23 protein-coding genes are annotated in these 23,347 nt (G+C 42.2%); 21 read left to right on the top strand and 2 right to left on the bottom strand.

Annotated features, from left to right (window positions below; all coding sequences use genetic code 11):
• Positions 1 to 43: 43 nt before the first annotated feature.
• From lnt to IEY03_RS06095, 3 genes are all read left to right on the top strand, one after another.
• The gene (gene lnt, locus IEY03_RS06105) at positions 44 to 1,627 is read left to right on the top strand and encodes an apolipoprotein N-acyltransferase (RefSeq protein ID WP_346055629.1); all 1,584 of its coding nucleotides are present in this window, start codon (positions 44 to 46) and stop codon (positions 1,625 to 1,627) included.
• Complete coding sequence (locus IEY03_RS06100) at positions 1,617 to 2,138, top strand: pilus assembly FimT family protein (RefSeq protein ID WP_188840481.1); 522 nt, start codon at positions 1,617 to 1,619, stop codon at positions 2,136 to 2,138. The genes lnt and IEY03_RS06100 overlap by 11 nt, the downstream gene beginning before the upstream one ends.
• Before the next feature lie 338 nt (positions 2,139 to 2,476).
• On the top strand, positions 2,477 to 2,767 hold the full coding sequence (locus IEY03_RS06095) for a DUF6482 family protein (RefSeq protein ID WP_188840480.1): 291 nt from the start codon (positions 2,477 to 2,479) through the stop codon (positions 2,765 to 2,767).
• Positions 2,768 to 2,775: 8 nt separating this feature from the next.
• Here IEY03_RS06095 and IEY03_RS06090 read toward each other — a convergent pair whose 3' ends face one another.
• Entirely contained in the window at positions 2,776 to 3,276 is a 501-nt protein-coding gene (locus tag IEY03_RS06090) for a zinc ribbon-containing protein (protein ID WP_188840479.1), read from the bottom strand.
• Between the two features lie 138 nt (positions 3,277 to 3,414).
• Between IEY03_RS06090 and leuS the strand changes: the two genes are divergently transcribed.
• The 16 genes from leuS (at position 3,415) to IEY03_RS06010 (ending at position 21,195) form a co-directional block, all read left to right on the top strand.
• Positions 3,415 to 5,994, top strand: coding sequence for a leucine--tRNA ligase (gene leuS / locus IEY03_RS06085; protein WP_188840478.1), 2,580 nt, complete (start codon positions 3,415 to 3,417; stop codon positions 5,992 to 5,994).
• 127 nt (positions 5,995 to 6,121) lie between these two features.
• Complete coding sequence (locus IEY03_RS06080) at positions 6,122 to 6,616, top strand: LPS-assembly lipoprotein LptE (RefSeq protein ID WP_188840712.1); 495 nt, start codon at positions 6,122 to 6,124, stop codon at positions 6,614 to 6,616.
• Positions 6,617 to 7,648: a DNA polymerase III subunit delta gene (holA, locus tag IEY03_RS06075; protein WP_188840477.1), complete on the top strand. Its 1,032-nt coding sequence runs from the start codon at positions 6,617 to 6,619 to the stop codon at positions 7,646 to 7,648.
• A gap of 16 nt (positions 7,649 to 7,664) precedes the next feature.
• Positions 7,665 to 8,318: a nicotinate-nucleotide adenylyltransferase gene (gene nadD / locus IEY03_RS06070; protein WP_188840476.1), complete on the top strand. Its 654-nt coding sequence runs from the start codon at positions 7,665 to 7,667 to the stop codon at positions 8,316 to 8,318.
• 131 nt (positions 8,319 to 8,449) lie between these two features.
• The gene (rsfS, locus tag IEY03_RS06065) at positions 8,450 to 8,779 is read left to right on the top strand and encodes a ribosome silencing factor (protein WP_188840475.1); all 330 of its coding nucleotides are present in this window, start codon (positions 8,450 to 8,452) and stop codon (positions 8,777 to 8,779) included.
• Entirely contained in the window at positions 8,779 to 9,249 is a 471-nt protein-coding gene (gene rlmH / locus IEY03_RS06060; protein ID WP_188840474.1) for a 23S rRNA (pseudouridine(1915)-N(3))-methyltransferase RlmH, read from the top strand. The genes rsfS and rlmH overlap by 1 nt, the downstream gene beginning before the upstream one ends.
• A 98-nt stretch (positions 9,250 to 9,347) precedes the next feature.
• Positions 9,348 to 11,207, top strand: coding sequence for a penicillin-binding protein 2 (mrdA, locus tag IEY03_RS06055; protein ID WP_188840473.1), 1,860 nt, complete (start codon positions 9,348 to 9,350; stop codon positions 11,205 to 11,207).
• Positions 11,200 to 12,324, top strand: coding sequence for a rod shape-determining protein RodA (rodA, locus tag IEY03_RS06050; RefSeq protein ID WP_229778215.1), 1,125 nt, complete (start codon positions 11,200 to 11,202; stop codon positions 12,322 to 12,324). The genes mrdA and rodA overlap by 8 nt, the downstream gene beginning before the upstream one ends.
• Positions 12,325 to 12,333: 9 nt before the next feature.
• Positions 12,334 to 13,329 carry a lytic murein transglycosylase B gene (mltB, locus tag IEY03_RS06045; protein WP_188840472.1) on the top strand — a complete coding sequence of 332 codons (996 nt, stop codon included), beginning with the start codon at positions 12,334 to 12,336 and terminating at the stop codon, positions 13,327 to 13,329.
• Positions 13,319 to 14,149, top strand: a complete 831-nt coding sequence (locus IEY03_RS06040) for a septal ring lytic transglycosylase RlpA family protein (protein ID WP_188840471.1) — start codon at positions 13,319 to 13,321, stop codon at positions 14,147 to 14,149. Before mltB ends, IEY03_RS06040 begins: the two co-directional genes overlap by 11 nt.
• A gap of 121 nt (positions 14,150 to 14,270) precedes the next feature.
• Positions 14,271 to 15,485 (top strand): serine hydrolase, encoded by a 1,215-nt coding sequence (locus tag IEY03_RS06035; RefSeq protein ID WP_188840470.1) that lies wholly within the window; start codon positions 14,271 to 14,273, stop codon positions 15,483 to 15,485.
• 133 nt (positions 15,486 to 15,618) lie between these two features.
• Positions 15,619 to 15,885, top strand: a complete 267-nt coding sequence (gene ybeD, locus IEY03_RS06030) for a DUF493 family protein YbeD (RefSeq protein WP_188840469.1) — start codon at positions 15,619 to 15,621, stop codon at positions 15,883 to 15,885.
• 99 nt (positions 15,886 to 15,984) lie between these two features.
• On the top strand, positions 15,985 to 16,635 hold the full coding sequence (gene lipB, locus IEY03_RS06025; protein ID WP_188840468.1) for a lipoyl(octanoyl) transferase LipB: 651 nt from the start codon (positions 15,985 to 15,987) through the stop codon (positions 16,633 to 16,635).
• Positions 16,635 to 17,600: a lipoyl synthase gene (lipA, locus tag IEY03_RS06020; protein WP_188840467.1), complete on the top strand. Its 966-nt coding sequence runs from the start codon at positions 16,635 to 16,637 to the stop codon at positions 17,598 to 17,600. Before lipB ends, lipA begins: the two co-directional genes overlap by 1 nt.
• A gap of 704 nt (positions 17,601 to 18,304) precedes the next feature.
• Positions 18,305 to 20,728: a winged helix-turn-helix domain-containing protein gene (locus IEY03_RS06015; protein ID WP_188840466.1), complete on the top strand. Its 2,424-nt coding sequence runs from the start codon at positions 18,305 to 18,307 to the stop codon at positions 20,726 to 20,728.
• A 26-nt stretch (positions 20,729 to 20,754) separates the two neighbouring features.
• Positions 20,755 to 21,195 (top strand): hypothetical protein, encoded by a 441-nt coding sequence (locus IEY03_RS06010; RefSeq protein ID WP_188840465.1) that lies wholly within the window; start codon positions 20,755 to 20,757, stop codon positions 21,193 to 21,195.
• A gap of 79 nt (positions 21,196 to 21,274) precedes the next feature.
• Here IEY03_RS06010 and rimI read toward each other — a convergent pair whose 3' ends face one another.
• A complete protein-coding gene (gene rimI, locus IEY03_RS06005; RefSeq protein ID WP_188840464.1) occupies positions 21,275 to 21,718 on the bottom strand; it encodes a ribosomal protein S18-alanine N-acetyltransferase in 444 nt (147 codons plus the stop codon).
• Between the two features lie 237 nt (positions 21,719 to 21,955).
• Between rimI and IEY03_RS06000 the strand changes: the two genes are divergently transcribed.
• Together IEY03_RS06000 and torC are read left to right on the top strand one after the other, a co-directional pair.
• The gene (locus tag IEY03_RS06000; RefSeq protein WP_188840463.1) at positions 21,956 to 22,126 is read left to right on the top strand and encodes a periplasmic nitrate reductase, NapE protein; all 171 of its coding nucleotides are present in this window, start codon (positions 21,956 to 21,958) and stop codon (positions 22,124 to 22,126) included.
• A gap of 39 nt (positions 22,127 to 22,165) precedes the next feature.
• Positions 22,166 to 23,344 (top strand): pentaheme c-type cytochrome TorC, encoded by a 1,179-nt coding sequence (torC, locus tag IEY03_RS05995; protein WP_188840462.1) that lies wholly within the window; start codon positions 22,166 to 22,168, stop codon positions 23,342 to 23,344.
• Positions 23,345 to 23,347 lie beyond the last annotated feature (3 nt).

Genomic DNA, 23,347 nt, shown 5'->3' with positions numbered 1-23,347 from the left:
AAAAACGATTATTTGTTAAACCACGCGATAAATAAGGCAAGTTGTGCTGAATAAATTATTACCTCATTCTCAATCAAACTTAATCAGCTTAATCACAGCATTTGCTGCCGGTGCAAGCACTTCACTGTCATTTGCTCCCTATGGTTTGTGGCTATTTATGCCTGTCGCACTGACATTTGCGTTATGGCAAAGTCAGCAACTCATTGGTAAGCATGCGTTTCGCTACTGGCTCAGCTTCGGTTTTGGTAGCTTTGCCGTTGGGATCAGTTGGGTACATGTCAGTATGGCTACTTTTGGCGGCTTACCCTTAGTCGTATCGCTAGCATTAATGGCAGTATTATCTCTGTATTTAGGGCTTTATCCGGCATTAGCGGGTTATTTACTCAATAAAATAATTGCCCCTAAATCGACTTTTGCCAGCTATGGAAAATTAACATTTAAATATTTAGGTCTATTCCCAGCGTTATGGGTACTCACCGAATGGCTTCGCGGCTGGGTATTAACCGGTTTTCCATGGTTATGGATTGGTTACAGTCAAACCAATGGCCCACTAAGTGAACTGGCGAGCTTAATTGGGGCGCTTGGGCTCAGTTTTGTGCTAGCAATTGTCGCTGGCGCGGTAATGCTAACAACACAAAAACGCGTATTACCTTTAGTGGTAGTGTTATCGGTTGTCATTATGACCACCATAGTTACCCCATATATCAACCCTGTCGTCGCTACTGGAAAATCGGTAAAAGTGGCGTTAGTACAAGGTAATATCGCTCAAAGCATGAAATGGGAACCAGATGCATTATGGCCAACCATGCTCAAATTTATGGATTTAACCCGTAATCATTTTGACGAACAATCAAGTGTGGATATTGTGATTTGGCCTGAAGCGGCCATCCCAGCACCGGAAGCCATGGTTGAAGACTTTTTACTTAATGCCAACCAAGTTGCTAACTTAAACAATACCGCTATTATCACAGGCATTATTAGCCGTGAAGAGCATGACTTTTATAATTCTTTAATCGTCCTAGGCAACCATCACAGTAAGCAACAACCTAGCGCAGATTATCAAATTAATGGTGATAATGAATTCAGAAAACACCACTTATTACCTATAGGTGAATTCGTCCCGTTTGCCGAACTACTAAGACCCCTCGCACCTTTTTTCAATCTGCCGATGAGCTCTTTTCAACGAGGTGACTTTATTCAACCTAATCTAACGGCTACGGGATATAAAGTGGCTCCGGCAATTTGTTATGAAATCGTGTTTCCTGAACAAGTCAGAGACAACACCCACGCCGACACGGATCTCTTGTTAACAGTTTCCAATGACGCTTGGTTTGGAACCTCTAATGGCCCATTACAGCATATGGAAATAGCCCAAATGCGTGCAATTGAAATGGGCAAACCTTTACTTCGAGCAACCAACAATGGCGTAACAGCTATTGTTGATCCCTATGGCAACATCACTGACAGTTTGCCACAGTTTGAAACTGCGGTATTAGTCAGTGAAGTCGCGCTTTATCACGGTGATACCTGGTTTAAACGTATTGGACAATTGCCCTTATTAATTTTATGCTCACTGCTAATCTTCTGTGCAATATCATTAGGATATCGAGGTAGCCGTGCCATTTAACCCTAACTTACCTACACGCTTAACCAATAACAATCAGCAAGGATTTACTTTAATCGAACTGGTTGTTGTGATCATTATTTTAGGTATTTTAGCTGTCATCGCGGCACCTAAATTTATTAATATCAGTACCGATGCGCGTATCAGTACCCTGTCCGGGTTATCTGCTGCGGTCAAAACAGCCAACTCATTGGTGTATGCCAAATCACAAATGCCGAGCCTTCAAGTTCAACCCGTTGCTGGGCGCGATGATTTAATCGATATAGATTTGGATGGCGATGGCATTTTTGAAACACGTCTGAAATGGGGCTATTTAGATAATACTGACATTGAAAAATGGATTGACCTTGATGACAGTTTCACCGTTCAATATCAAGGCATAGCCAATACTTATATTGGCTATGATAAAGATGAAAATGGTCAAGTCGCCAATGACAACTGCTATTTTCACTACACTCAAGCGGCTAATGCCACTACGCCACCAAGTTATGCCATCATAGACAGCGACTGCTAAAAAGATATCTAACAAGCTATCTTACATCAGTTGTGTCACTCTAGAAGTTGGTGGCGTATCGTGAGTATTTTCATATACTTGAGTGGATATTCATTGTCACTGCTTTCTGGCAAAAAATATATCTTTATTCGCCAATCATTGCTCAAGGTTGTGGATTGCAGCGCTCTATGAGCATCAATTCAGTTTAGCTCAATAGCGTATTCCCGCAGAGTTGCAGCATAAATAAAATATCCCCTAATTTGGTTGCCTGGCTAAATATTTTGTATAAAAATGAACTACCCAATAATTTACTGCGTACTGAAAGAAGATATCGACGCCATGTTATTGGGGAGCTCAAAATGCAATTATCGGAAATAAAGCAAGCTATCGAAGCGCAGCCGTTACACCCAACCATCATCAGCTATGCGGATTCAAATCATTACTTACTTGGGGTCAAAGATGATGATGGCAATTTTCGCAGTGCCCGCAGTAAAGATGGCAAACTGTTAAGTTTAAACTCAATAAAACAAGCAGAAGAGTTACTAAAGTTACAAGGTATTCGCTACGCCATCATCGAAATGCAAACCGCCTATGATGAAATGATTGGCAATAGCAGCAACAGTCCTTGCCACTATCGCGTCAATTTCTAGTGGTGGAATTAAGGTGACAATGGCTCTCGTGAAAATGAGTCACTGTCACATTGCGGGCAATCAGGTATGACCCCTGGAAAATCAATGCGCATTTGATGACCGCAATTATCACAGGTCAGCATGCCCTGATTGATAATTTCGCCAGATTTATAACAACCATGATGCTTAAAATCCTGTTGTAACTCGTGCCACTGTACCTGACTTCTGTCAGTGATTTCACTTAACCACTGCCATAACGTGTTTTCTAAGGCAATTGCCGTAGGACTAAAACTAATATCCTCAGCCGTTTGCTCTTTTAAATAGCTTGCGATGTCACGCTTTAAAAATTCTTCTACTAAAGCTAACTCTTGTTCGTTGGCCTGCGATTTGAGCTGTAAATAGTTTTTTCCTTGGGTAATAGACTTAAACAAACTTTTAGCAGTCAATGAGTTATCATGTTCAAACTGCTGTTTAACTTGTTCAATTAATGCCTGATACAAGGCCAATAATGCTGAACTTCTTCCACTCATATTCAATACTCCTTAAGACGAACCTTTTTAAAGCATCACTTCTAGTTTATTCTATGCAGTTATTCATCACGCGAATGCGCGTTAGATCAAACAATACGTGCAAATCCAACAATGGGCGGCATGGCCGGAAATAGATTGATGCAAGAGCAATATAATCCTTTAGAGATTGAAGCCTTAGTGCAAAAGCACTGGCAAGACCAAAAAACCTTCGAAGTTACTGAAGATGAGACCAAAGAGAAGTTTTACTGCCTCTCTATGTTCCCTTATCCGTCAGGCCGCCTTCACATGGGACACGTCCGTAACTACACCATAGGTGATGTTGTCGCTCGTTACCAACGTTTACAAGGAAAAAATGTCCTGCAGCCTATTGGTTGGGATTCATTCGGCCTGCCTGCAGAAAACGCAGCGATCAATAACAAAACCTCTCCAGCACCATGGACTTATGAAAACATTGAGTACATGAAGAACCAGCTTAAACTACTGGGTTTTGGTTATGACTGGAGTCGTGAAATTGCCACTTGTACCCCTGAATACTATCGCTGGGAACAATGGTTTTTCACTAAACTGTATGAAAAGGGTTTAGTTTATAAAAAAACCTCATCGGTTAACTGGTGTCCAAACGACGAAACCGTACTGGCCAATGAGCAAGTACAAGACGGTTGTTGTTGGCGCTGTGACACCGAAGTTGTTCAAAAAGAAATTCCACAGTGGTTTATTAAAATCACTGATTACGCGGAAGAGCTATTGAACGATATCGACACACTAGATGGCTGGCCTGAACAGGTAAAAGCCATGCAGCGTAACTGGATTGGTCGCAGCGAAGGTATTGAGATGACCTTCCAAGTGGAAAATAGCCAACAAAGTTTCGATATCTACACTACCCGACCAGATACCGTTATGGGCGTGACCTATGTAGCAATTGCTGCAGGACACCCTTTAGCCGTTCAAGCTGCGACCAATAACCCTGCTTTGGCTGAGTTTATTGAAGAATGTAAAAATGCTGACACCACTGAAGCTGCGATGGCTTCGATGGAGAAAAAAGGCGTCGCCACAGGCTTGAACGCTGTGCACCCGATCAGCGGCAAGCTTGTACCTATCTGGGTCGCAAACTTTGTCTTAATGAATTACGGCACTGGCGCTGTCATGTCAGTTCCAGCACATGATCAACGCGATTATGAGTTTGCGAAAAAGTTTGGTTTAGACATTGAAGCTGTGATCAAGCCTGTTGATGGCGAAGTTGATATCAGTGAACAAGCTTTCACTGATAAAGGCGTGTTATTTAATTCTGGTGAGTTAGACGGTTTAGATTTCCAAGCGGCATTTGAAGCAATTGACACTAAACTCACCGCAGAAGGCAAAGGTAAGCGTCAAGTGAACTTCCGTTTACGTGACTGGGGCGTTTCTCGTCAACGTTACTGGGGCGCGCCGATTCCAATGGTGACCTTAGAAGACGGGACTGTCATGCCTACGCCTGAAGACCAGCTTCCGGTTATTTTGCCAGAAGACGTGGTGATGGATGGTATTCAAAGCCCGATCAAAGCAGATAAAGCTTGGGCTGAAACCACAGTAAATGGTCAAACAGCTTTCCGCGAAACCGACACCTTTGACACCTTCATGGAATCATCTTGGTATTACGCTCGCTACTGTAGCCCGCATGCGGACCAAATGTTAGACCCAGCTAAAGCCAACTACTGGCTACCGGTTGATCAGTACATTGGCGGTATTGAACACGCATGTATGCACTTACTGTATTTCCGTTTCTTCCATAAATTGTTACGTGATATGGATTTAGTGAACTCGAATGAGCCAGCTAAACAATTACTGACACAAGGTATGGTATTAGCTGACGCTTACTACTACACCAACGACAAAGGCGCACGCGTGTGGGTTTCACCACTTGATGTGGTTGACGTAGAAAAAGATGACAAAGGCCGTGTAACCAAAGCGGTCGACAAAAACGGTAACGAGTTGGTTTATACTGGCATGAGCAAAATGTCGAAGTCTAAAAACAACGGTATCGACCCGCAAGTAATGGTAGAAAAATACGGCGCTGATACAGTTCGCTTATTTATGATGTTTGCGTCACCACCAGAATTAACCCTCGAATGGCAAGAGTCTGGTGTTGAGGGAGCGCATCGCTTCATCAAACGTTTCTGGAAACTGGCGAGCGATCATATTGCTGCAGGCAAAACAGAAGCATTAGATATTAAAGCATTAAGCGGTAGCCAAAAAGCACTGCGCCGTGAGTTGCACAAAACGATTGCTAAAGTCAGTGATGATATTGGCCGCCGTCAAATGTTCAACACGGCTGTTGCTGCGGTAATGGAATTAATGAACCACTTGCTAAAAGCGCCGCAGGAGTCTGCTCAAGACCGCGCGTTAATGGCAGAAGCATTGTCAGCAGTAACACGCTTACTTTACCCTATCGTGCCACACATCAGCTTTAACCTTTGGAAAGAGCTAGGCAATGATAGCGATATTGAAGATAGCCGCTGGCCTGAAGTGGATGAGTCAGCCCTAGTTGAAGACAGCAAACTGATTATTGTGCAAATTAACGGTAAGTTACGTGCAAAAATCACTGTCGCAGCGGATGCAACTCAAGAACAAGTTCAAGCCATCGCCATGGATGATGAGCATGTTCAAAAACACTCTGAAGGACTCACCATCCGCAAAGTGATTTATGTTCCTGGTAAGCTACTTAATATTGTTGCTAACTAGCATAAACAACACTCATTAGCGGGTTCGCTATTGAGTGTTATTGCCCATCTTATATGAGCAGCATAAGATGGGCATTCATATTAATTGCCATGACTCTCATGGATGTAAAAGGATGTCGATAACTCTTATGTTGGCAAAACGTATTGGCTTAGCTTTACTCTCTCTCACTTTACTTGCCACTGCTGGCTGTGGTTTTAAATTGCAGCGTAGCTATTCGATCCCTGTTGAATTACAACAATTGCATGTAAGCAGTACCGATCAATACAGTGAACTGACCCGCCTAGTTAAAGACAGATTACGTATTAACCGTATCACCATGGTCTCTGCTGCCGAAGATACACCTACGCTAAGGCTCGTAAGTGATTCATTAGAACGCGCCACCCTATCTCTTTACCCAACAGGTAATGTCGCTGAATACGAGTTAATCTACTTAGTGACCTTCACCGTAGCGTTACCTGAAGAAGATCCTGTGGAATATCAAACCGAAGTTCGCAGGGACTATCAAGACGATCCGCGCACTGCTTTAGCCAAAAGCCGTGAAATGGAATTATTAACCCGCGAAATGCGTGTTCAAGCTGCTGATAGTATTATTCAAATCCTTGCCTCAATCGGTAACGAATAAATGCGGGTTTATCCTGACCAGCTTAAAAACAATCTCGCCAAAGTACCGTCTGTTTGCTTACTCTTTGGTGATGATTTGTGGTTGGTTGAAGATTGCAAAAAACAGCTCATTAACGCCGCAAAAAAACAAGGCTTTGACGAGCGAGTTCAGCTTATTCAAGATCCTCATTTTAACTGGCAAGATTTAATCCAAGAATGGCAATCAATGAGTTTATTTGCCAGTAGACGCATTATTGAACTGCACCTGCCTAATGGCAAACCAGGTACCGATGGTGCTAATGTCTTTCAATTACTCTTGCAGCAACCAAATCCAGATATAGTATTGATTATTCAGGGGCCTAAGGCTGGATTGGAACAAACCAACAGTAAATGGTTTAAGTCATTAGATAGCCAAGGGTTGTATATTCCTTGTGCCACCCCTGAGGGTAAGCAATTTGAGCGTTGGCTGGACAACCGTATACAAAATTATAAATTAACCTTACATCATGATGCTAAAGCCATGATGTTCAATCTCTTTGAAGGGAATTTATTGGCTGCTGAGCAAGCCATGCAAATACTGCAATTAGTTAACCCTGATAACAATATCAGTGCCGAACAACTGAGCAGCTATTTTGAAGATCAATCACGATTCAGCGTGTTCCAATTAACTGACGCCATTTTAAATAATCATCAAAAACAAGCGCAGCACATGCTAGCCCAATTGCAGGGTGAAGGCACTGCAATGCCCATTTTAATGTGGGCCATTTTTAAAGAAATCACCCTGTTACTTAACCTTAAATTGGCACAAAATCAGGGTGAACCATTAACCAAACTCTGGGGACAATACCGCATTTGGGACAAACGTAAGCCTCTCTATCAAGCCGCGTTAACCCGTTTAGAGCTACATCATATTGAACACATGCTGGGTTTAGCCTCAACCTTAGAGCTGAATTTAAAACAACAAGGTATTGAAGATTGGGTGGGCATGAGCCACTTATGTATTTTATTTGACCCGCGTGCCCATAATCGTCTCGCTCATATAGAGCTTAGCTAACCGTTAAGGATTGATTATGCGCATCGGTATTTTAGGTGGCACTTTTGACCCAATCCATTTAGGCCATATTCGTCCAGCCCTTGAAATTAAAACTCAGCTGCAATTAGATGAAGTGTGGCTAATGCCCAATCATGTCCCACCCCACAAGCAATCTACTAATGTCGATAGCCAACATAGAGTCGCCATGGTGGAGCAAGTTTGCCTGCAGTACAGTGAACTAAAACTCTGCGACATTGAAATTAAACGCCACACGCCATCATACACAGTGGTGACCCTGCAACAATTAACGCAAACTTACCCGCAGCATCAATTTTATTTCATTATGGGAATGGATTCATTTATCAACTTACCCAGTTGGCATTTATGGCAACAGCTGTTTGAACTGTGTCATATTGTGCTGTGTAAGCGCCCAGGCTGGCATCTTGAAACAAGCCACCCAATGCAAAAAATATTAAATAAAAAAGCGATTAGCAGCGCCACACACTTAGCAAAATCTCAGGTTAGCCAAAGTCATTCTACTTTCGGCTCAATCATTCCCGTTGAGATAAATTTACAGGATATTTCTTCTACCCAAGTACGTAAAAAGTTGCAAAGCAATGAAGATGTGTCGAACTTGATCGCGCCTTGTACTGAAAACTATATTCAGCAACATCAACTTTACCTGCCCTAACGCAAATTCTGCTGCTGATTTACACCTCAGCCAAATCTAAAAGGATTACCATAAAGCACTTTGCTTAATTGCTTCCAATGGATGAAATTGAGTATAATGCTCCGTTAATTTTGACTAGTGAGGTAATTCGAGTGCAAAGCACCGAACTGAAAGATTTCGTCGTCGATAAAATCGAAGACTTAAAAGCAAAGAACATTGTTGTATTAGATGTTAAAAATCAATCAACTATCACCGATACCATGGTGATTTGTACTGGTACATCTAAAACCCACGTTCGCTCAATTGGTGAGCATCTTGTGGTAGAAGCGAAAAAAGCTGGCATGCAACCATTAGGTGTTGAAGGCCGTGATAGCAGCGAATGGGTACTGGTAGACTTAGGTGAAGTCATTGTTCATGTGATGCAAGAGCAAACTCGTGAATACTACGACCTAGAAAAACTTTGGGCTAACCCTAACGCCTAATGAAGTTACAACTGATTGCCGTAGGCACAAAAATGCCCGATTGGGTTACCCGAGGCTTTGAGGAGTATCAACGTCGTTTCCCTAGGGATATGCCGCTTGAACTTATCGAGATCCCTGCGGGTAAACGGGGCAAAAATGCTGATATTGCACGCATTTTGCAAAAAGAAGGTGAGTTAATGCTCGCTGCGATAGCAAAAGGCAATCATATTGTAAGTTTAGATTTGCCCGGCAAAAATTGGACAACGCCCGATTTAGCAGAGCAAATGACAAAGTGGCAATTAGATGGGCGTGATGTAAGTTTGCTGATTGGTGGGCCAGAAGGACTTGCCCCTGCCTGTAAAGCCGCAGCAAATCAGAGCTGGTGTTTGTCAGCCCTAACATTACCGCATCCACTTGTACGTGTACTGATAGGGGAAAGCCTCTACCGTGCATGGAGTATCAATAATAACCACCCTTATCACCGCGAGTAATCAAGGTGAAAATTCATTAAAAGAATTTCATGGTTGTTGACATAACAACACCATTAAAGCGACGCTAAGGTTTCGCTTTACCAAAGCTGGAGACCCAAGTGCCGCCAAAGAAGCGCATCACCATGCATGACCATGCCGCCGAGGCCTCGTTATTCAAACGCCGTGCATTTTTCACTTTTATTTGCGTCTTCATTTTACTGAGCGTGCTATTTTCCAACCTGTATCAATTACAGGTCGTCTCCTATAAAGACTACGAAACCCGTTCGAATGACAACCGCATTAGGGTTGTTCCTACCGCACCAAGCCGTGGACTTATCTTCGACCGTCATGGTCAACTTCTGGCAGAAAATCAGCCATATCATTCGTTAGAAATGATCCCAGAACGTATAAAAAATCTTGATGAAACCTTCGATGAACTCAATGGCATTATTGAAATTGACGCTGATGAGCGTGAGCAAATTAAAGAAACCCTTAAGTTTCATCGCCGCTTCAAACCACTCACGATCAAAGGTAAATTAACCGAAGAACAAGTGGCGACATTTTCAGTGAACCAGCATCGTTTTCCTGGCATCTATGTTGAGGCTGGTTTGAAACGTTATTATCCCTATGCGGAGTTAATGACTCATGTGCTGGGCTATGTAGGCAAAATTAACACCCGCGACAAAGCCCAATTAGAACAAAGTAATAACTGGAAAACCTACGCAGCCACTAAAGATATTGGCAAGCAAGGTGTTGAAAAGTTTTACGAGGGCTTATTACACGGTTTACCTGGGCATTTAGAGGAAGAAGTCAACAACCGCGGCAGAGTGATTCGCACTTTAAAAGTCACCCCGCCCACGCCGGGAAAAGATATTTATTTAACCTTAGATTTAAAACTACAGCAAAAAGCCATGGAGCTACTAGCGGGAAGGCGTGGCTCAGTGGTGGCTATGGACCCTCGCGACGGCGGAATTTTAGCTATGGTATCGAGCCCGAGTTATGATGCTAACTTATTTGTTCATGGTATCAGTAGCAAAGGCTATAGCGACCTTCTTAATGATAAATCTCGTCCACTGATTAATCGCGCTACCCAAGGACAATATTCTCCAGCATCGACGATCAAACCTTTAGTGGCTTTATTGGGTTTAGAAGAACGCGTTATCAACGATAAAACGCGAGTGTGGGATCCTGGTTTTTGGCAGATCCCTGGCGTTGAGCGTAAATGGCGAGATTGGAAACGATGGGGCCATGGATGGGTGGATGTTTACCACGCGATTGTCGATTCCTGTGATATTTTCTTTTACGACTTAGTCTATAAAGTTGGCATTGATAAAATGGCCAACTTTATGGGGCAATTTGGTTTTGGCGAGCGCACCAACGTCGACATTTATGAAGAAGTCGCAGGCATTATGCCATCAAGGGACTGGAAACGATTACGTTACAACCAGGCCTGGTACATTGGTGACAGTATTTCAGTGGGAATTGGCCAAGGCTATTGGACAAGTACCCCGCTACAACTGGCTAACTCAACTGCTATTTTGGCCAATAAAGGGCGTCGTTTTACGCCACATTTACTCAAAACCTTCAAAGACGATACGGTAAAAATTGATGCGCCTATAGATGAGCATCAGCCGATTATTCTTAAAAACCCGAAAAACTGGGACATCATTAACGAAGCCATGCGCCAAACCGCAGACAAATCTCGCTTCACCGATGCCACCTATACTGCCGCGATGAAAACCGGTACAGCCCAAGTGTTCTCTGTTGGTCAGGATGAAAAATACAATGCCGATACAGTTGCCGAACATTTAAGGGACAATGCGTTAATTGTGGCTTACGCGCCATATGAAAACCCACGCATAGTACTTGCCGTCGTGCTAGAGAATGCGGGTTGGGGTGGCGCCAATGCCGGGCCGCTCGCGCGTGCGTTATTAGACGAATATATGCTTAGAGACGAATGGATGCTGCCAAATGAATAACCAAATGCATAGTAATTCGCATCATCAGAAAAAAAATATCTGGCAAAGACTGCACATAGATTTACCCTTGTTATCGGGTATTTTGATATTAATGGCCTTTGGCTTATTTGTCATTTACTCCGCCAGTGGCGAAAGCGTTGCCATGATGGAGCGCCAATTAACCCGTATTGGTTTGTCATTAGTGATCATGTTTTCCGTTGCACAAATCAACCCTGAAGTACTTAAGCGCTGGGCATTACCTATTTATATTGCTGGAATTATTTTACTGCTTGGGGTGCACTTTTTTGGCACCATCAATAAAGGGGCGCAGCGTTGGTTAAATCTTGGTTTTATGGAGTTTCAGCCGTCAGAGTTAATGAAACTGGCCTTCCCCATTATGATGGCTTGGTACATCAGTAAATTCCCCCTACCGCCCAAAAAGCGCTATCTCGCTGGCGGCGCAGTCATTTTATTAATACCGACTCTACTGATAGCCAAGCAACCAGACTTAGGCACATCGATTTTAGTGGCGGCATCTGGGGTATTTGTGCTGTTTTTGTCTGGAATGAGCTGGCTGATTGTCGGTGGCATAGTCATAGCAGGGTTAATTTTCTTGCCTATTCTATGGTTCTTTTTAATGCACGACTATCAACGTACCCGCGTACTGACATTATTTGACCCAGAAAAAGACCCCTTGGGTGCGGGTTATCATATTATCCAATCAAAAATTGCTATCGGTTCTGGTGGTGTTTGGGGTAAAGGTTGGTTAGATGGTACTCAATCTCAGCTTGAGTTTTTACCAGAAAGACACACAGATTTTATCTTTGCAGTTATCGGTGAAGAGTTTGGCTTAATCGGCAGCTTATTTCTATTAACCATATATCTGTATATTATCGGACGCGGACTCATTATTGCTTCCCGCGCACAGACCAGCTTTGCTCGTCTGCTTGCTGGCAGTATTACATTGACATTTTTTGTGTATATCTTCGTTAACATTGGCATGGTTTCGGGTATATTGCCTGTGGTTGGCGTGCCGTTACCCCTGATCAGTTATGGGGGAACGTCAATGATGACACTCATGACAGGCTTCGGCATTTTGATGAGCATTCAAACTCATAGACGATTTATAGATCGATAGGATTCATTGATGAAATTATCAACCCGCTTTTTTAGTACCGTCGCGTTAATTGTTTCAGCTCACATCGGCACCGCCTCAGCCAGCACAGATGTTGATGCATTGAAAAAACAATTTATGGCAGACCAGATTAAGCAAGGTTTTAGCCTGCAGGAAGTCGAAGCATTTTTAAACCAATCGACTTATACCCAAGAAGTTATTGACGCAATCACCAAGCCTTGGGAAGCCAAACCTTGGCATCAGTATTATCCAATATTTTTAACTGAAAAACGTTTAGCCAAAGGCTTAGAGTTTTGGCATGAAAATGCTGACACCATAGCGAAAGCCGCCGATAAATTTAATGTCGACCCACAAATCATCGTCGCCATTATTGGCATTGAAACCTTTTACGGCGGTTACATGGGTAACTACCGTGTTCAGGATGCCCTATATACCCTAGGTTTTTATTACGCACCGCGCGCCACCTTTTTTAGAAGTGAATATGGCAATTTAATGTCATTGATAAAAGAAGAGCAACTCGATAATGATACCTTGAAAGGCTCTTATGCCGGCGCTATGGGTTATGGTCAGTTTATTCCATCAAGTTACCGTCATTACTCGGTCGACTTTAGTGGTGATGGACGCCGTGACTTACTCACCAGTAAAGCGGATGCGATTGGCAGTGTGGCGAATTATTTTCATCAACATGGTTGGCAAAGAAATGAGCCAGTGGTGCTCCCCTTAAGAAACAAAGCCAATAAAGCGCCCAAAGCCAAAGTGTGGACTAACGAAAGATTACATTACAAAGCTTCTGATATTTTATCGACTAACCTCAGTCTCGCGTCGGCAAAAGATATTGATGTGTCACAAAAGGCTATGCTGGTAAAATTAGAGCAACCTAATGCTGACGAATACTGGCTAGGGTTGAATAATTTTTACGTGATTACCCGATACAACCGCAGCCCGTTATATGCGATGGCCGTTTATCAATTTAGTGAGCAATTAAAAGCCCAATACAATGCAAAATAAAATATTCTTCAGTGCCATTAGCTTAATTTTGATTATGCTTATCACGGCTTGTTCCTCACAGCCGGAAACCAGTCATAAGAAAACAGCTCATAAGCCGAAAAGCCAGTTTGGACGTTATCACATGGCTGATGATCGTTATCCAGATAACGCCCCCGATGTAAGCAAAGTGCAAAATGCCGTGCCTAAATTTGAACATTACAGCCGCCAAGGTAACCGTAATTACACTGTGCTGGGAAAAAGCTACAAGGTATTATCAACAGGAAAAGGTTTTACCGAAACGGGCCATGCATCATGGTATGGAGCAAAGTTTCATGGTCATTTAACCTCAAATGGTGAGACCTATGACATGTACACCATGTCAGCGGCCCATAAAAACTTACCGTTACCCAGTTACGTGAAAGTCACCAACCTTGAAAACAATAAGCAAATTATTGTTAGGGTCAACGATCGTGGCCCCTTTCACCATGGCCGTGTCATTGATTTATCTTATGCTGGTGCATACCATCTTGGCATGTTAGGAAAAGGGACAGCGAAAGTGCACTTAGAGGTGATCCACGTTGAATCGAATGAGCAACGTGCAATTAATGACGTGACCGATGTAGAAAACCACTACATTCAGGTAGTCGCCTCTCAAGACAAGTTAAAAATAAACACCTTAGCCAAAGAACTTGAACGTAAATACGGTGTATCGTCACGTATTGTCTCTGGCAATGGCTTACACCGAATTCAGTTAGGCCCTATTGGGAAAATATACTTAACCAATAAACTATTAGATAACCTGCATAGTAGCGGATATCCGCAGAGTTTTATTGTACCCTAAGCATTTTTTTAGGTAATGAATGAACCTTAATGAGATTTCATTGCCTATTAATGATGTGACTAATGTTATAATCGATTTCTTATTGTCTTATCTTCGAATTAAATAGAGACTTGCTAATTTCATGATGAATATTGCCAAAGCCCCAATCGCTACCGCCCTGCTGCTTTCTTTTGTGTCGTTTAGTTCTTTAGCTAACACACCGCAGCCCGATGCACGCCCAACACCTAATCGTGCCCCAATGGTAACCCCGGATGCACCTAGTGTTGCAGCCAAATCTTACGTACTTATGGACTATTATTCAGGCAAAGTGATCGCCGAACAAAATGCATACGACAGCTTAAACCCTGCCAGCTTAACCAAAATGTTAACCAGTTATGTGATTGGGCACGAAGTGAAAGTGGGCAACATCTCATTAGATGACGATGTGCTTATCACTCAGAATGCTTGGTCAAAAAACTTCCCTGACTCTTCAAAAATGTTTATTGAAGTCGGTAAAACGGTAAAAGTTGCTGACTTGAATCGCGGTATTATTATTCAATCAGGTAATGATGCTTGTGTGGCTATGGCTGAACACATCGCTGGCACAGAAGGCGCGTTCGTTGATTTAATGAACTCTTGGGCCAAGCAATTAGGCATGAATAACAGCTACTTTGAAAACTCCCACGGTTTAGATTCTGACAATCACAAAACAACCGCTTATGACATGGCAATTTTAGGTGCGGCACTTATCCGTGATGTGCCCGAAGAATATCGTGTCTATTCAGAAAAATCTTTTACCTTCAATGGTATCACCCAATATAACCGTAACGGTTTATTATGGGACAACAGCCTAAAAGTTGACGGCATTAAAACCGGCCATACTTCGGGCGCTGGTTATAACTTAGTGTCATCAGCAACAAACGATGAAGGTATGCGCTTGGTCACTGTTGTGATGGGCACCAGCAGTGAGTCTGCTCGAAAAGCCGAAAGTAAAAAGCTGCTTAACTATGGTTTCCGCTTTTTTGAAACGATCACGCCTTATAAAGCCGGTGATACTTTTGTTAGCCAAAAAATTTGGTACGGCGACGTTGATAACGTAGACCTTGGTGTGATGACTGACACCCCAATTACCATCAGCCGTGGTAAAGCAAAAGATTTACAAGCAAATTTTGAGTTAACCAAACCACTCACCGCGCCACTGGAAAAAGGCGAAACTGTGGGTCGTGTGTTCTTCCAACTTGACGGCAAAGACATTGCTCAATTCCCGCTTGTCACGCTAAATGCCGTAGAAGAAGGCAGCTGGATAAGCAAACTTATGGATTACTTCAAACAGATGTTTGCCAGCTGGTTTGAGTAACTATAATATTTTGATTTAAATCAATGCATTAAAGCCGCTTACATAGCGGCTTTATTATTTCAGATCACAATGCACTTGAATCAGGTATAATTGCCACCATATTTAGTGTTAACAATCACCAAAGAGTAATCCGATGTTAAATACCACTTTTGATGAAGTCATGACTTTCCCTAATGCTTGTCCGTTCAAAGTGATCGGCGATGCCGATGATACTTTAGCAGATCGCGTTGTTGCTGTTGCCCAGCAATTAGCACCAGGCGACTATGTACCAACAGTAAAAGCATCCAGCAAAGGTAGTTACTACTCAGTGACAATCCGCATTACCGTCACCAGCAAAGAACATATCGAAAAAGCGTATATTGATCTTGCCGCCATCGAAGGCGTAAAACGCGTTCTCTAATGGTTAAAAAAGTACGTTAAATAGATAAAACTTGAGTATAATACTCGGGAATTATTTAAGTCGTGCTTGAACAGTCCAACCTTTGGGGAGACGTTGCCCTTGTCAGCTTCAACATTGCACATTCGCCACCTTGGCATGCAAGACTACGAGTCTGTTTGGCATGCCATGCAGACATACACAGACACGCGTGATAGCGACAGCCAAGATGAACTTTGGGTTGTTGAACACCCGCCAGTGTTTACCCAAGGTCAAGCGGGTAAAAGTGAGCATATTCTAAACCCTGGTGAGATCCCGGTTATTCAGGTTGATCGCGGTGGGCAAGTCACCTATCACGGCCCAGGGCAATTAGTGGTTTATCCACTTATTGACATAAAACGTAATAAAATGGGTGTTAGACAGCTAGTCAATAACATCGAGCAAAGTATTGTCGATATGCTAGCCCAATACGATGTTGAAGCTTATGCCAAAGCTGATGCGCCAGGCGTATATGTGCAAGAGCGAAAAGTGGCCTCATTAGGCTTACGTATTCGAAAAGGCTGTTCATTCCACGGTTTAGCATTAAACGTCGACATGGATTTAGCGCCATTTCAGCGCATTAACCCGTGTGGGTATGCCGGACTTGAAATGGTGCAATGTAAAGCACTTGGCGGTCCGCAAAACGTTAAAGAAGCTGGCGACAAACTCATTCAAACATTTAGCCAGGTTATGGGCTATCAACAACTTGTACATCATCAAGGATTAGCAAAATAATGAATAGGCCTGAAAGATTACAACCGGGAGTTAAACTACGTGACGCCGATAAAGTTTCACGCATTCCTATCAAAATTGTACCCTCAGAGCGCGAAACCATGTTGCGCAAGCCTGATTGGTTACGTGTAAAACTGCCCGCTTCTAACCAGCGTATTCTTGATATTAAATCAGCGTTACGTAAGAACGGTCTGCATTCAGTGTGTGAAGAGGCCTCATGCCCTAACCTTGCTGAATGTTTCAACCACGGTACAGCCACCTTCATGATCCTTGGCGCGATTTGTACCCGTCGTTGCCCATTTTGTGACGTTGCCCATGGACGCCCATTACAGCCTGATGCGGAAGAGCCTAAAAAACTGGCCCAAACCATTGCGGATATGAAGCTTAAATACGTAGTTATCACCTCGGTTGACCGTGATGATTTACGGGATGGCGGCGCACAGCATTTTGCCGATTGTATCCGTGAAATTCGTATTCTCAATCCAGAGATCAAAATCGAGATTTTAGTACCTGATTTCCGTGGTCGTATTGATGCAGCATTAGACATCTTAGCCACTGAGCCACCAGATGTGTTTAACCACAATCTTGAAACAGCGCCAAAACACTATCGTAAAGCGCGCCCAGGTGCTAACTATCAATGGTCGCTAGACCTGTTGAAAAAGTTTAAAGAACGTCATCCAGATGTACCGACCAAATCAGGTTTGATGATGGGCTTAGGTGAAACCAACGAAGAAATCGCAGAAGTATTGCGTGACTTACGTGCTCATAACGTTGAAATGCTGACATTAGGTCAATATTTACAGCCAAGTAAATTCCATTTACCGGTTGAACGTTACGTGCCACCAGCTGAGTTTGATGAACTTAAAGCTTTGGCTGATGAAATTGGCTTTACCCACGCAGCCTGTGGCCCGCTTGTTCGTTCAAGTTACCATGCAGATTTACAAGCTCAGGGTAAAGAAGTGAAATAACTTCTTGCTGTGGTTTTGAATAAAAACGGCGCTTATTGCGCCGTTTTTGATTTAAAAGCATCACCTACGAGCCATGAGTTCCAATAGAGATATCCACCATCACGCTCAATAGATTATTTGTATTGGCTTGTATCAATAAGCGATGTAATTCACTCTAATTAATTTCCTGTAGAAGTGATGTTTAAAATATACCAAGGCTGTAAATAACAACCTTACACAGTAGTGAAACACTGCAAGTACGCCCATAAAAGCTCTAGGATGGCACTCCAGCCATCGATGTTCACTTCCATGCTTACGCTCAAAAATTTCGCATTTTCGATTTAGCCTTTGGTATCACTAACAGTAAAAATAAATATCTTGCAGCGAAACATAATATATCGCTTTCAGGCTCAACTTGAGAACTCCCATATTCTTGGTTCAAACTCTAAATTTGCTTTTGTTGGCTAGTCACTCTCAGCCATCCTAAACTTTGCCTTGCGAAACATTTATTCATTTACAGTTGTTGGGAATGACCAAAGTCGCTGGGAATGAATGGTAATGCCACTTTCGTCTCTATTATTGGCCGCGGCAAATTGCGGATTAATCAAATTACTCCTAGACTAAATTCTGATGCAAAAGGTCTATTTTTAAATCAATAGTGCTATTTTTCAACAAATTCTTTTTATTCAATTAGTTGTAATTCGTCACTCTAGGAATGATTGTTCATGGAACATCGAGATAGACGTAAAAGCGATAACCCCCCTATTAATGCTGATCTGTTAGGCGGTTTTTTGTTGGCGAATGTAGTGGTATGTCCAATTGATAGTGAAGTGATTGTCAGTGGCCAGAAACGCCATCTGACCCCAAAAGCGATAGAAGTCTTACTTTTCATGTGCAGTCGACCAAATCAATTGTTATCGACACAGAAACTGCTGATATTTGGCTGGGGAGAGATTAAAAATAAGCGACAATGTTTAACTCATATCATTAGCGAAATTAGACACGCATTAGATGACCACAAAGAGTCCCCTGAATTTATTCAAACTATAAATAAAAGAGGCTATCGTTTAATTGCTCCGGTAACACGACTTGACGGCTCTGCAATTACTTCAACTCCCCAGGCACCACAAGAGTACACTGCACAGGTTCCAACCGCAGTAATCAGCGACAGTAAATGGCACTTATCATTCGCTTTACTCAAGAACTCTAAGTTATTCAAAGTAAGTGCGGCATTCTCGATTATAACTTGGTTAATCATTCAAATTATTGCAATTGTTTTTCCCATTTTTAATGTCCCTCAATGGGGGATGAAATTAGTTGTGCTGATGTTGGTTATTGGATTTCCTCTCATCTTATTATTCACTTGGTTGCATGAGCTGAAAGAAAAGAAAAACTTATTTAAGGAACAAAACAATACCCCTAGAAAAAAACGTTTCTTTAAACAACTAGCTGTGGATTTTTCATTTATTGGGGTGTTATCGACACTGGTTGGATTTATTTCGTTGCACCTAATAGAAACCATTGAATTAGAACAAGCCATTGCCGCAACCGCCGCACCAATGAGCCGAATGACCTTAACCATTCCCGTGCAAGACAATTTACTTGCTGTAACCCCTTTTCAATTTGATAACAGTACAAGCTTGCCAGAATATTTTAAATCGACCTTGCAAGGAGAAATTATTGCGGCTTTAAGTAAGCAAAAACACTTCAATCTAGTTTCTGAACGGGCAGTAAATGAAGTACTGGTTTCAAGTACATTAAGTGATTATGCACATAAACTCGGCGCAAGATATTTACTTGACGGAAAAATTGTCGACCAACTTGACGAATTTTGGGTAATGCTGAATATCAGTGACACAAAAACTGCATTGCAAGTCTGGTCAAGTGTTGTCAAAGGTAACACTCAAAATTTATTGTTTGTGCAAAAAGAACTTTACCGACAAGCGTTTAATGCCTTAGCAATGATCGCTGAAGGTAACCAAGAGGAAACCGAAGGCAATGTCCAATTGGTGATTAGTACGAATGATTTCAAAGCCTATGATCAGTATATTCAAGGCAAGAATGCCTTATCTCAAATCCCAACAAAAGAGAATAGAAACGAAGCTGAAGTATTTTTCTTAAACTCTCTTAATTATGACCCAAATTTCTCTTTGGCTAGCGCGGGTTTATGCCAAACCTATTTAGACCAATATGAACTTTCAAAAGAACCTTCTCATTTTCAATCGGCTAAACGTGTATGTTACTCACTCACGCAACTTACAGCCTTAAAAGAGGAAGGCTATGTCGCCTTAGGAAATCTTAATCTTATCAGCGGGGAATATGTTTCATCGGTTGACTATTATCGACAAGCATTAAAATTGAATGATAAAAACTTACAAGCAATTGTTGGCATAGCTAGGAGCAAGAGTGCACTAGGGCAATCCGCAGAAGCTGAAATTTTATTGGCAAGAGCTGTCCAGTTAGAACCTGGCTATTGGAAAAATTATCAAAGTTACGGCGATTTTTTATTCTCAAGCGGCAAGTATCTACAAGCAAGCGAGCAATATGCCAAAGTCACTTTATTAAAGCCAAATTACGATCTAGGATTTAGTAATTTAGGCGCTTCCCTCTACCTAGACAATCAGTTAGAGGCTGCTAGTGAAGCTTGGCAACATTCGCTAAGTTTAAACCCAAATGCCATGACGTATTCGAACCTCGGCACCGCCTATTTCTTTAGGCAACAATTTGAACTTGCTGTCGATAACTATAAAAAAGCCACTGAATTACAACCTGCTAATCCAGTATTGTGGGGGAATTTAGGCGATGCGGAAAAATTTGCAGGCCAACATAAAATGGCCAGAAAATCCTATAAAAAAGCTCACAAACTTACCGTAGAACAGTTACTTATTAACCCAAACGATATCACCACCCATGCCATGCTTGGTCGATATCAATCTGAGCTATCACAGTGCAGTAATGCCTTGTCGACGGCAAACCGTTTAGATACAGAAAACAGCTCAGATCCTTATCTATATTATGACATTGCAATCATTGCAATAAACTGTCAGCAACCCCAAGTAGCCCGTGAACGCATAACTAAAGCAATTGATTTAGGTTACTCAAAAAAACTGCTCGCCCAGGATATACAGTTTTCTACTATTTACCCTTAAGTTCATCAACCTCAAAGGAAACGAACATGAAAAAGACATTGACCGTCCACGTCAGCCAAATAAAAGTTGTGGTTGCGACCATATTAATTATCTTTGCAGCCGCAGCTAATCCCGCAGACTATATTGTCGAGATCACGCCCCAGAATGAAGATACCTGTGCAACAGATGTCTATGTGGTCGGTGATAACGGCTGTGAAAATAACCAATGCGGTTCAGATGCTGCGTGCCTCTGTGCAAAACAAAAAGACAACATCAACTTTATGTTAACCCACTTCGAAGAGAAAATGTTTAAACTGAAATTTTCGAATGATTCCCCACTTGCTAAAAACTGTGGAAAAAACTTCAAAAAGGGTAGTGAAAACTGCAAAGTAAAAGATGAAGTTCTACCTGGGGATAGCTATGATTATGAAGTAGTTATGGAAGGTTGTGGCGCAGGTACCGATCCGAAAATTATTATCAGTAATTAATTTATAGCGGTAATTTGTAAATAACCTTTGGATCTGAAAGCCGCTGTGTATTTAACATGGCGGTATCAAACACCAAAAGTTATACACTCAAATCCATCAAAATAGCATCTTCATAACCAATATCCGTTGGGTAATATCCTTTACGACGACTGGTTTCAACAAAACCTGCTGTTTTATATAAACTTATCGCACTCAAGTTCGACTGGCGCACCTCTAACATAATCACCACAGCATTTAATGCCTTTGCCTGTGCGACTAACGAAGTTAATAAGCGCTTACCTAGGCCTAAACCTTGAGCTGAGGGGGCAACGCAAATATCCATCAAGGTCACTTCATCAATCACTTGCTGAACAATACTAAACCCCAACAATTTTCCATCTGTCATCACCCCCTCAACACGATATAAATGCCCAAAACAACTGGCTAAGGTAGCAGACGACATTGGCGAATGATGGCACGACTGTTCAATCACTGACATTTCAGCAAGGTGATCTTCAGTTAACGCAACCAAGGAATAAGTCATAAATATTTCCACAAAATGGGCAATTACAGGTTGATGCTACCTAAGATAGCAAACAGATATACCCAAATCATATCAGCTAGTTAAAACAATTGTTATCGGATTTAAAATGTCATCTGCGGATTTGTTCATATTCTTTCATAAGTTGTCTAAATTCATTCATCCACAGTCTGACTGTCATTAACAACTCTTATCTATGATGGACTTCATCGGTAGAAGTCATCATTAAGAGAGTAAATCATGACCGCAAAAGAATTATCTGAAACACCTAAAAAAGTGAAGTTCAATGAACTTAAGGCGCTGGGATTTATCATTTTTTTGTTATTTCCCATTATTACAGCCACCAGCATTAGTGCCTATGGCTTTGTTATATGGATGATCCAAGCCTTTGGTGGCGTGGTCGCTCACTAATCCTTCTCACTTTGGGTCAATATCATTAAGGATGTCGTTATGAAATGGTTTATTAATACCTGGCGCACACTCAACCAGCCAGCTAAATACCTCACTTTAGGCACTATTAGCCTTTCAGCCTTTTTAATGGGCATTATTTTTTGGGGCGGTTTTAATACCGCTTTAGAGCTGACTAACACAGAAGAGTTTTGTATTAGTTGTCACAGTATGGAAAGCAAGCCATACCAAGAGTTACAGCAAACAGTGCATTGGTCTAATCACTCGGGTGTGCGTGCTACGTGTCCTGATTGTCATGTGCCGCATAATTGGAGCCGTAAAATCGGCCGTAAAATTGAAGCATCACATGATATGTGGGGCTGGTTAATGCAAACCGTGAATACCGAGGAAAAGTTTGAAGCGAAACGTCTTGAAATGGCAAGCCGTGAGTGGAAACGTTTCGACCGTGATAATTCATTGGCCTGCAAAAACTGTCATAACTACGACTCGATGAAGTGGGAAGACATGTCAAAACTGGCGCAAAAGCAAATGAAACGTGCGGCGGAAACTGACCAAAGTTGTATCGATTGTCACAAAGGGATTGCCCATAAACTGCCAGAAATGGGGACCTCACGCGCACCTGAATTAATTGCCCAAGTCGGTGCTGGCGAATCTAGCCTTGAAGCAAACAGCAGTTACTTTACCGCATTAACCAAACCACTTTATTTCAACGAAAAAACTGACGTTGAAGCGGGTACCTTAAACATTGCCACTAAAGTGACCGTGTTAGAAACCAAAGGGAATCGCGTTAAAATTGGCATTGATGGCTGGCGTAAAAAAGTCGGCGCGGGCCGAGTGATTTACTACGATTTTGGCCTAAACATTTTATCGGCACAATTGTCAAAAGATGCCGCGCTTGAAGAAGGTGTAATGGAAGTCTTCGAGCAAAAAGAAGACCCGATGACAGGACTTATTTGGCAACGTGTTGAAGCCAAAATTTGGACCGACGCAGATTACCTTGTAAAAGACTTGCAGCCACTGTGGGACTATGCAAGAGACACATATACCAACAGTTGTAGTGTGTGTCATACCCAACCAGCTGAAGCGCACTTCGATGCCAACAGCTGGCCTGGTATGTTTCAAGGCATGATAGCGTTCGTCAACATGGACCAAGATACCCAAGCTCTCGTGCAAAAGTATCTGCAGGAACATTCATCTACTTTCGACAAGTCAGCGCACTAATAG

The organism is Shewanella aestuarii (assembly GCF_014647215.1).
In the GTDB taxonomy this organism is placed as follows: Bacteria; Pseudomonadota; Gammaproteobacteria; order Enterobacterales; family Shewanellaceae; genus Shewanella; species Shewanella aestuarii.
Note: the sequence above shows the minus strand (reverse complement) of the source record. Positions and strands in the feature narration are given on the sequence as shown.

Coding starts and splice junctions, on each gene's coding strand:
- IEY03_RS06095 (WP_188840480.1), top strand. CDS start 2,477: ATGCAATTATCGGAAATAAAGCAAGCTATCGAAGCGCAGCCGTTACAC.
- IEY03_RS06090 (WP_188840479.1), bottom strand. CDS start 3,276: ATGAGTGGAAGAAGTTCAGCATTATTGGCCTTGTATCAGGCATTAATT.
- leuS (WP_188840478.1), top strand. CDS start 3,415: ATGCAAGAGCAATATAATCCTTTAGAGATTGAAGCCTTAGTGCAAAAG.
- IEY03_RS06080 (WP_188840712.1), top strand. CDS start 6,122: ATGTTGGCAAAACGTATTGGCTTAGCTTTACTCTCTCTCACTTTACTT.
- holA (WP_188840477.1), top strand. CDS start 6,617: ATGCGGGTTTATCCTGACCAGCTTAAAAACAATCTCGCCAAAGTACCG.
- nadD (WP_188840476.1), top strand. CDS start 7,665: ATGCGCATCGGTATTTTAGGTGGCACTTTTGACCCAATCCATTTAGGC.
- rlmH (WP_188840474.1), top strand. CDS start 8,779: ATGAAGTTACAACTGATTGCCGTAGGCACAAAAATGCCCGATTGGGTT.
- rodA (WP_229778215.1), top strand. CDS start 11,200: ATGAATAACCAAATGCATAGTAATTCGCATCATCAGAAAAAAAATATC.
- mltB (WP_188840472.1), top strand. CDS start 12,334: ATGAAATTATCAACCCGCTTTTTTAGTACCGTCGCGTTAATTGTTTCA.
- IEY03_RS06040 (WP_188840471.1), top strand. CDS start 13,319: ATGCAAAATAAAATATTCTTCAGTGCCATTAGCTTAATTTTGATTATG.
- IEY03_RS06035 (WP_188840470.1), top strand. CDS start 14,271: ATGATGAATATTGCCAAAGCCCCAATCGCTACCGCCCTGCTGCTTTCT.
- ybeD (WP_188840469.1), top strand. CDS start 15,619: ATGTTAAATACCACTTTTGATGAAGTCATGACTTTCCCTAATGCTTGT.
- lipA (WP_188840467.1), top strand. CDS start 16,635: ATGAATAGGCCTGAAAGATTACAACCGGGAGTTAAACTACGTGACGCC.
- IEY03_RS06015 (WP_188840466.1), top strand. CDS start 18,305: ATGGAACATCGAGATAGACGTAAAAGCGATAACCCCCCTATTAATGCT.
- IEY03_RS06010 (WP_188840465.1), top strand. CDS start 20,755: ATGAAAAAGACATTGACCGTCCACGTCAGCCAAATAAAAGTTGTGGTT.
- rimI (WP_188840464.1), bottom strand. CDS start 21,718: ATGACTTATTCCTTGGTTGCGTTAACTGAAGATCACCTTGCTGAAATG.
- IEY03_RS06000 (WP_188840463.1), top strand. CDS start 21,956: ATGACCGCAAAAGAATTATCTGAAACACCTAAAAAAGTGAAGTTCAAT.
- torC (WP_188840462.1), top strand. CDS start 22,166: ATGAAATGGTTTATTAATACCTGGCGCACACTCAACCAGCCAGCTAAA.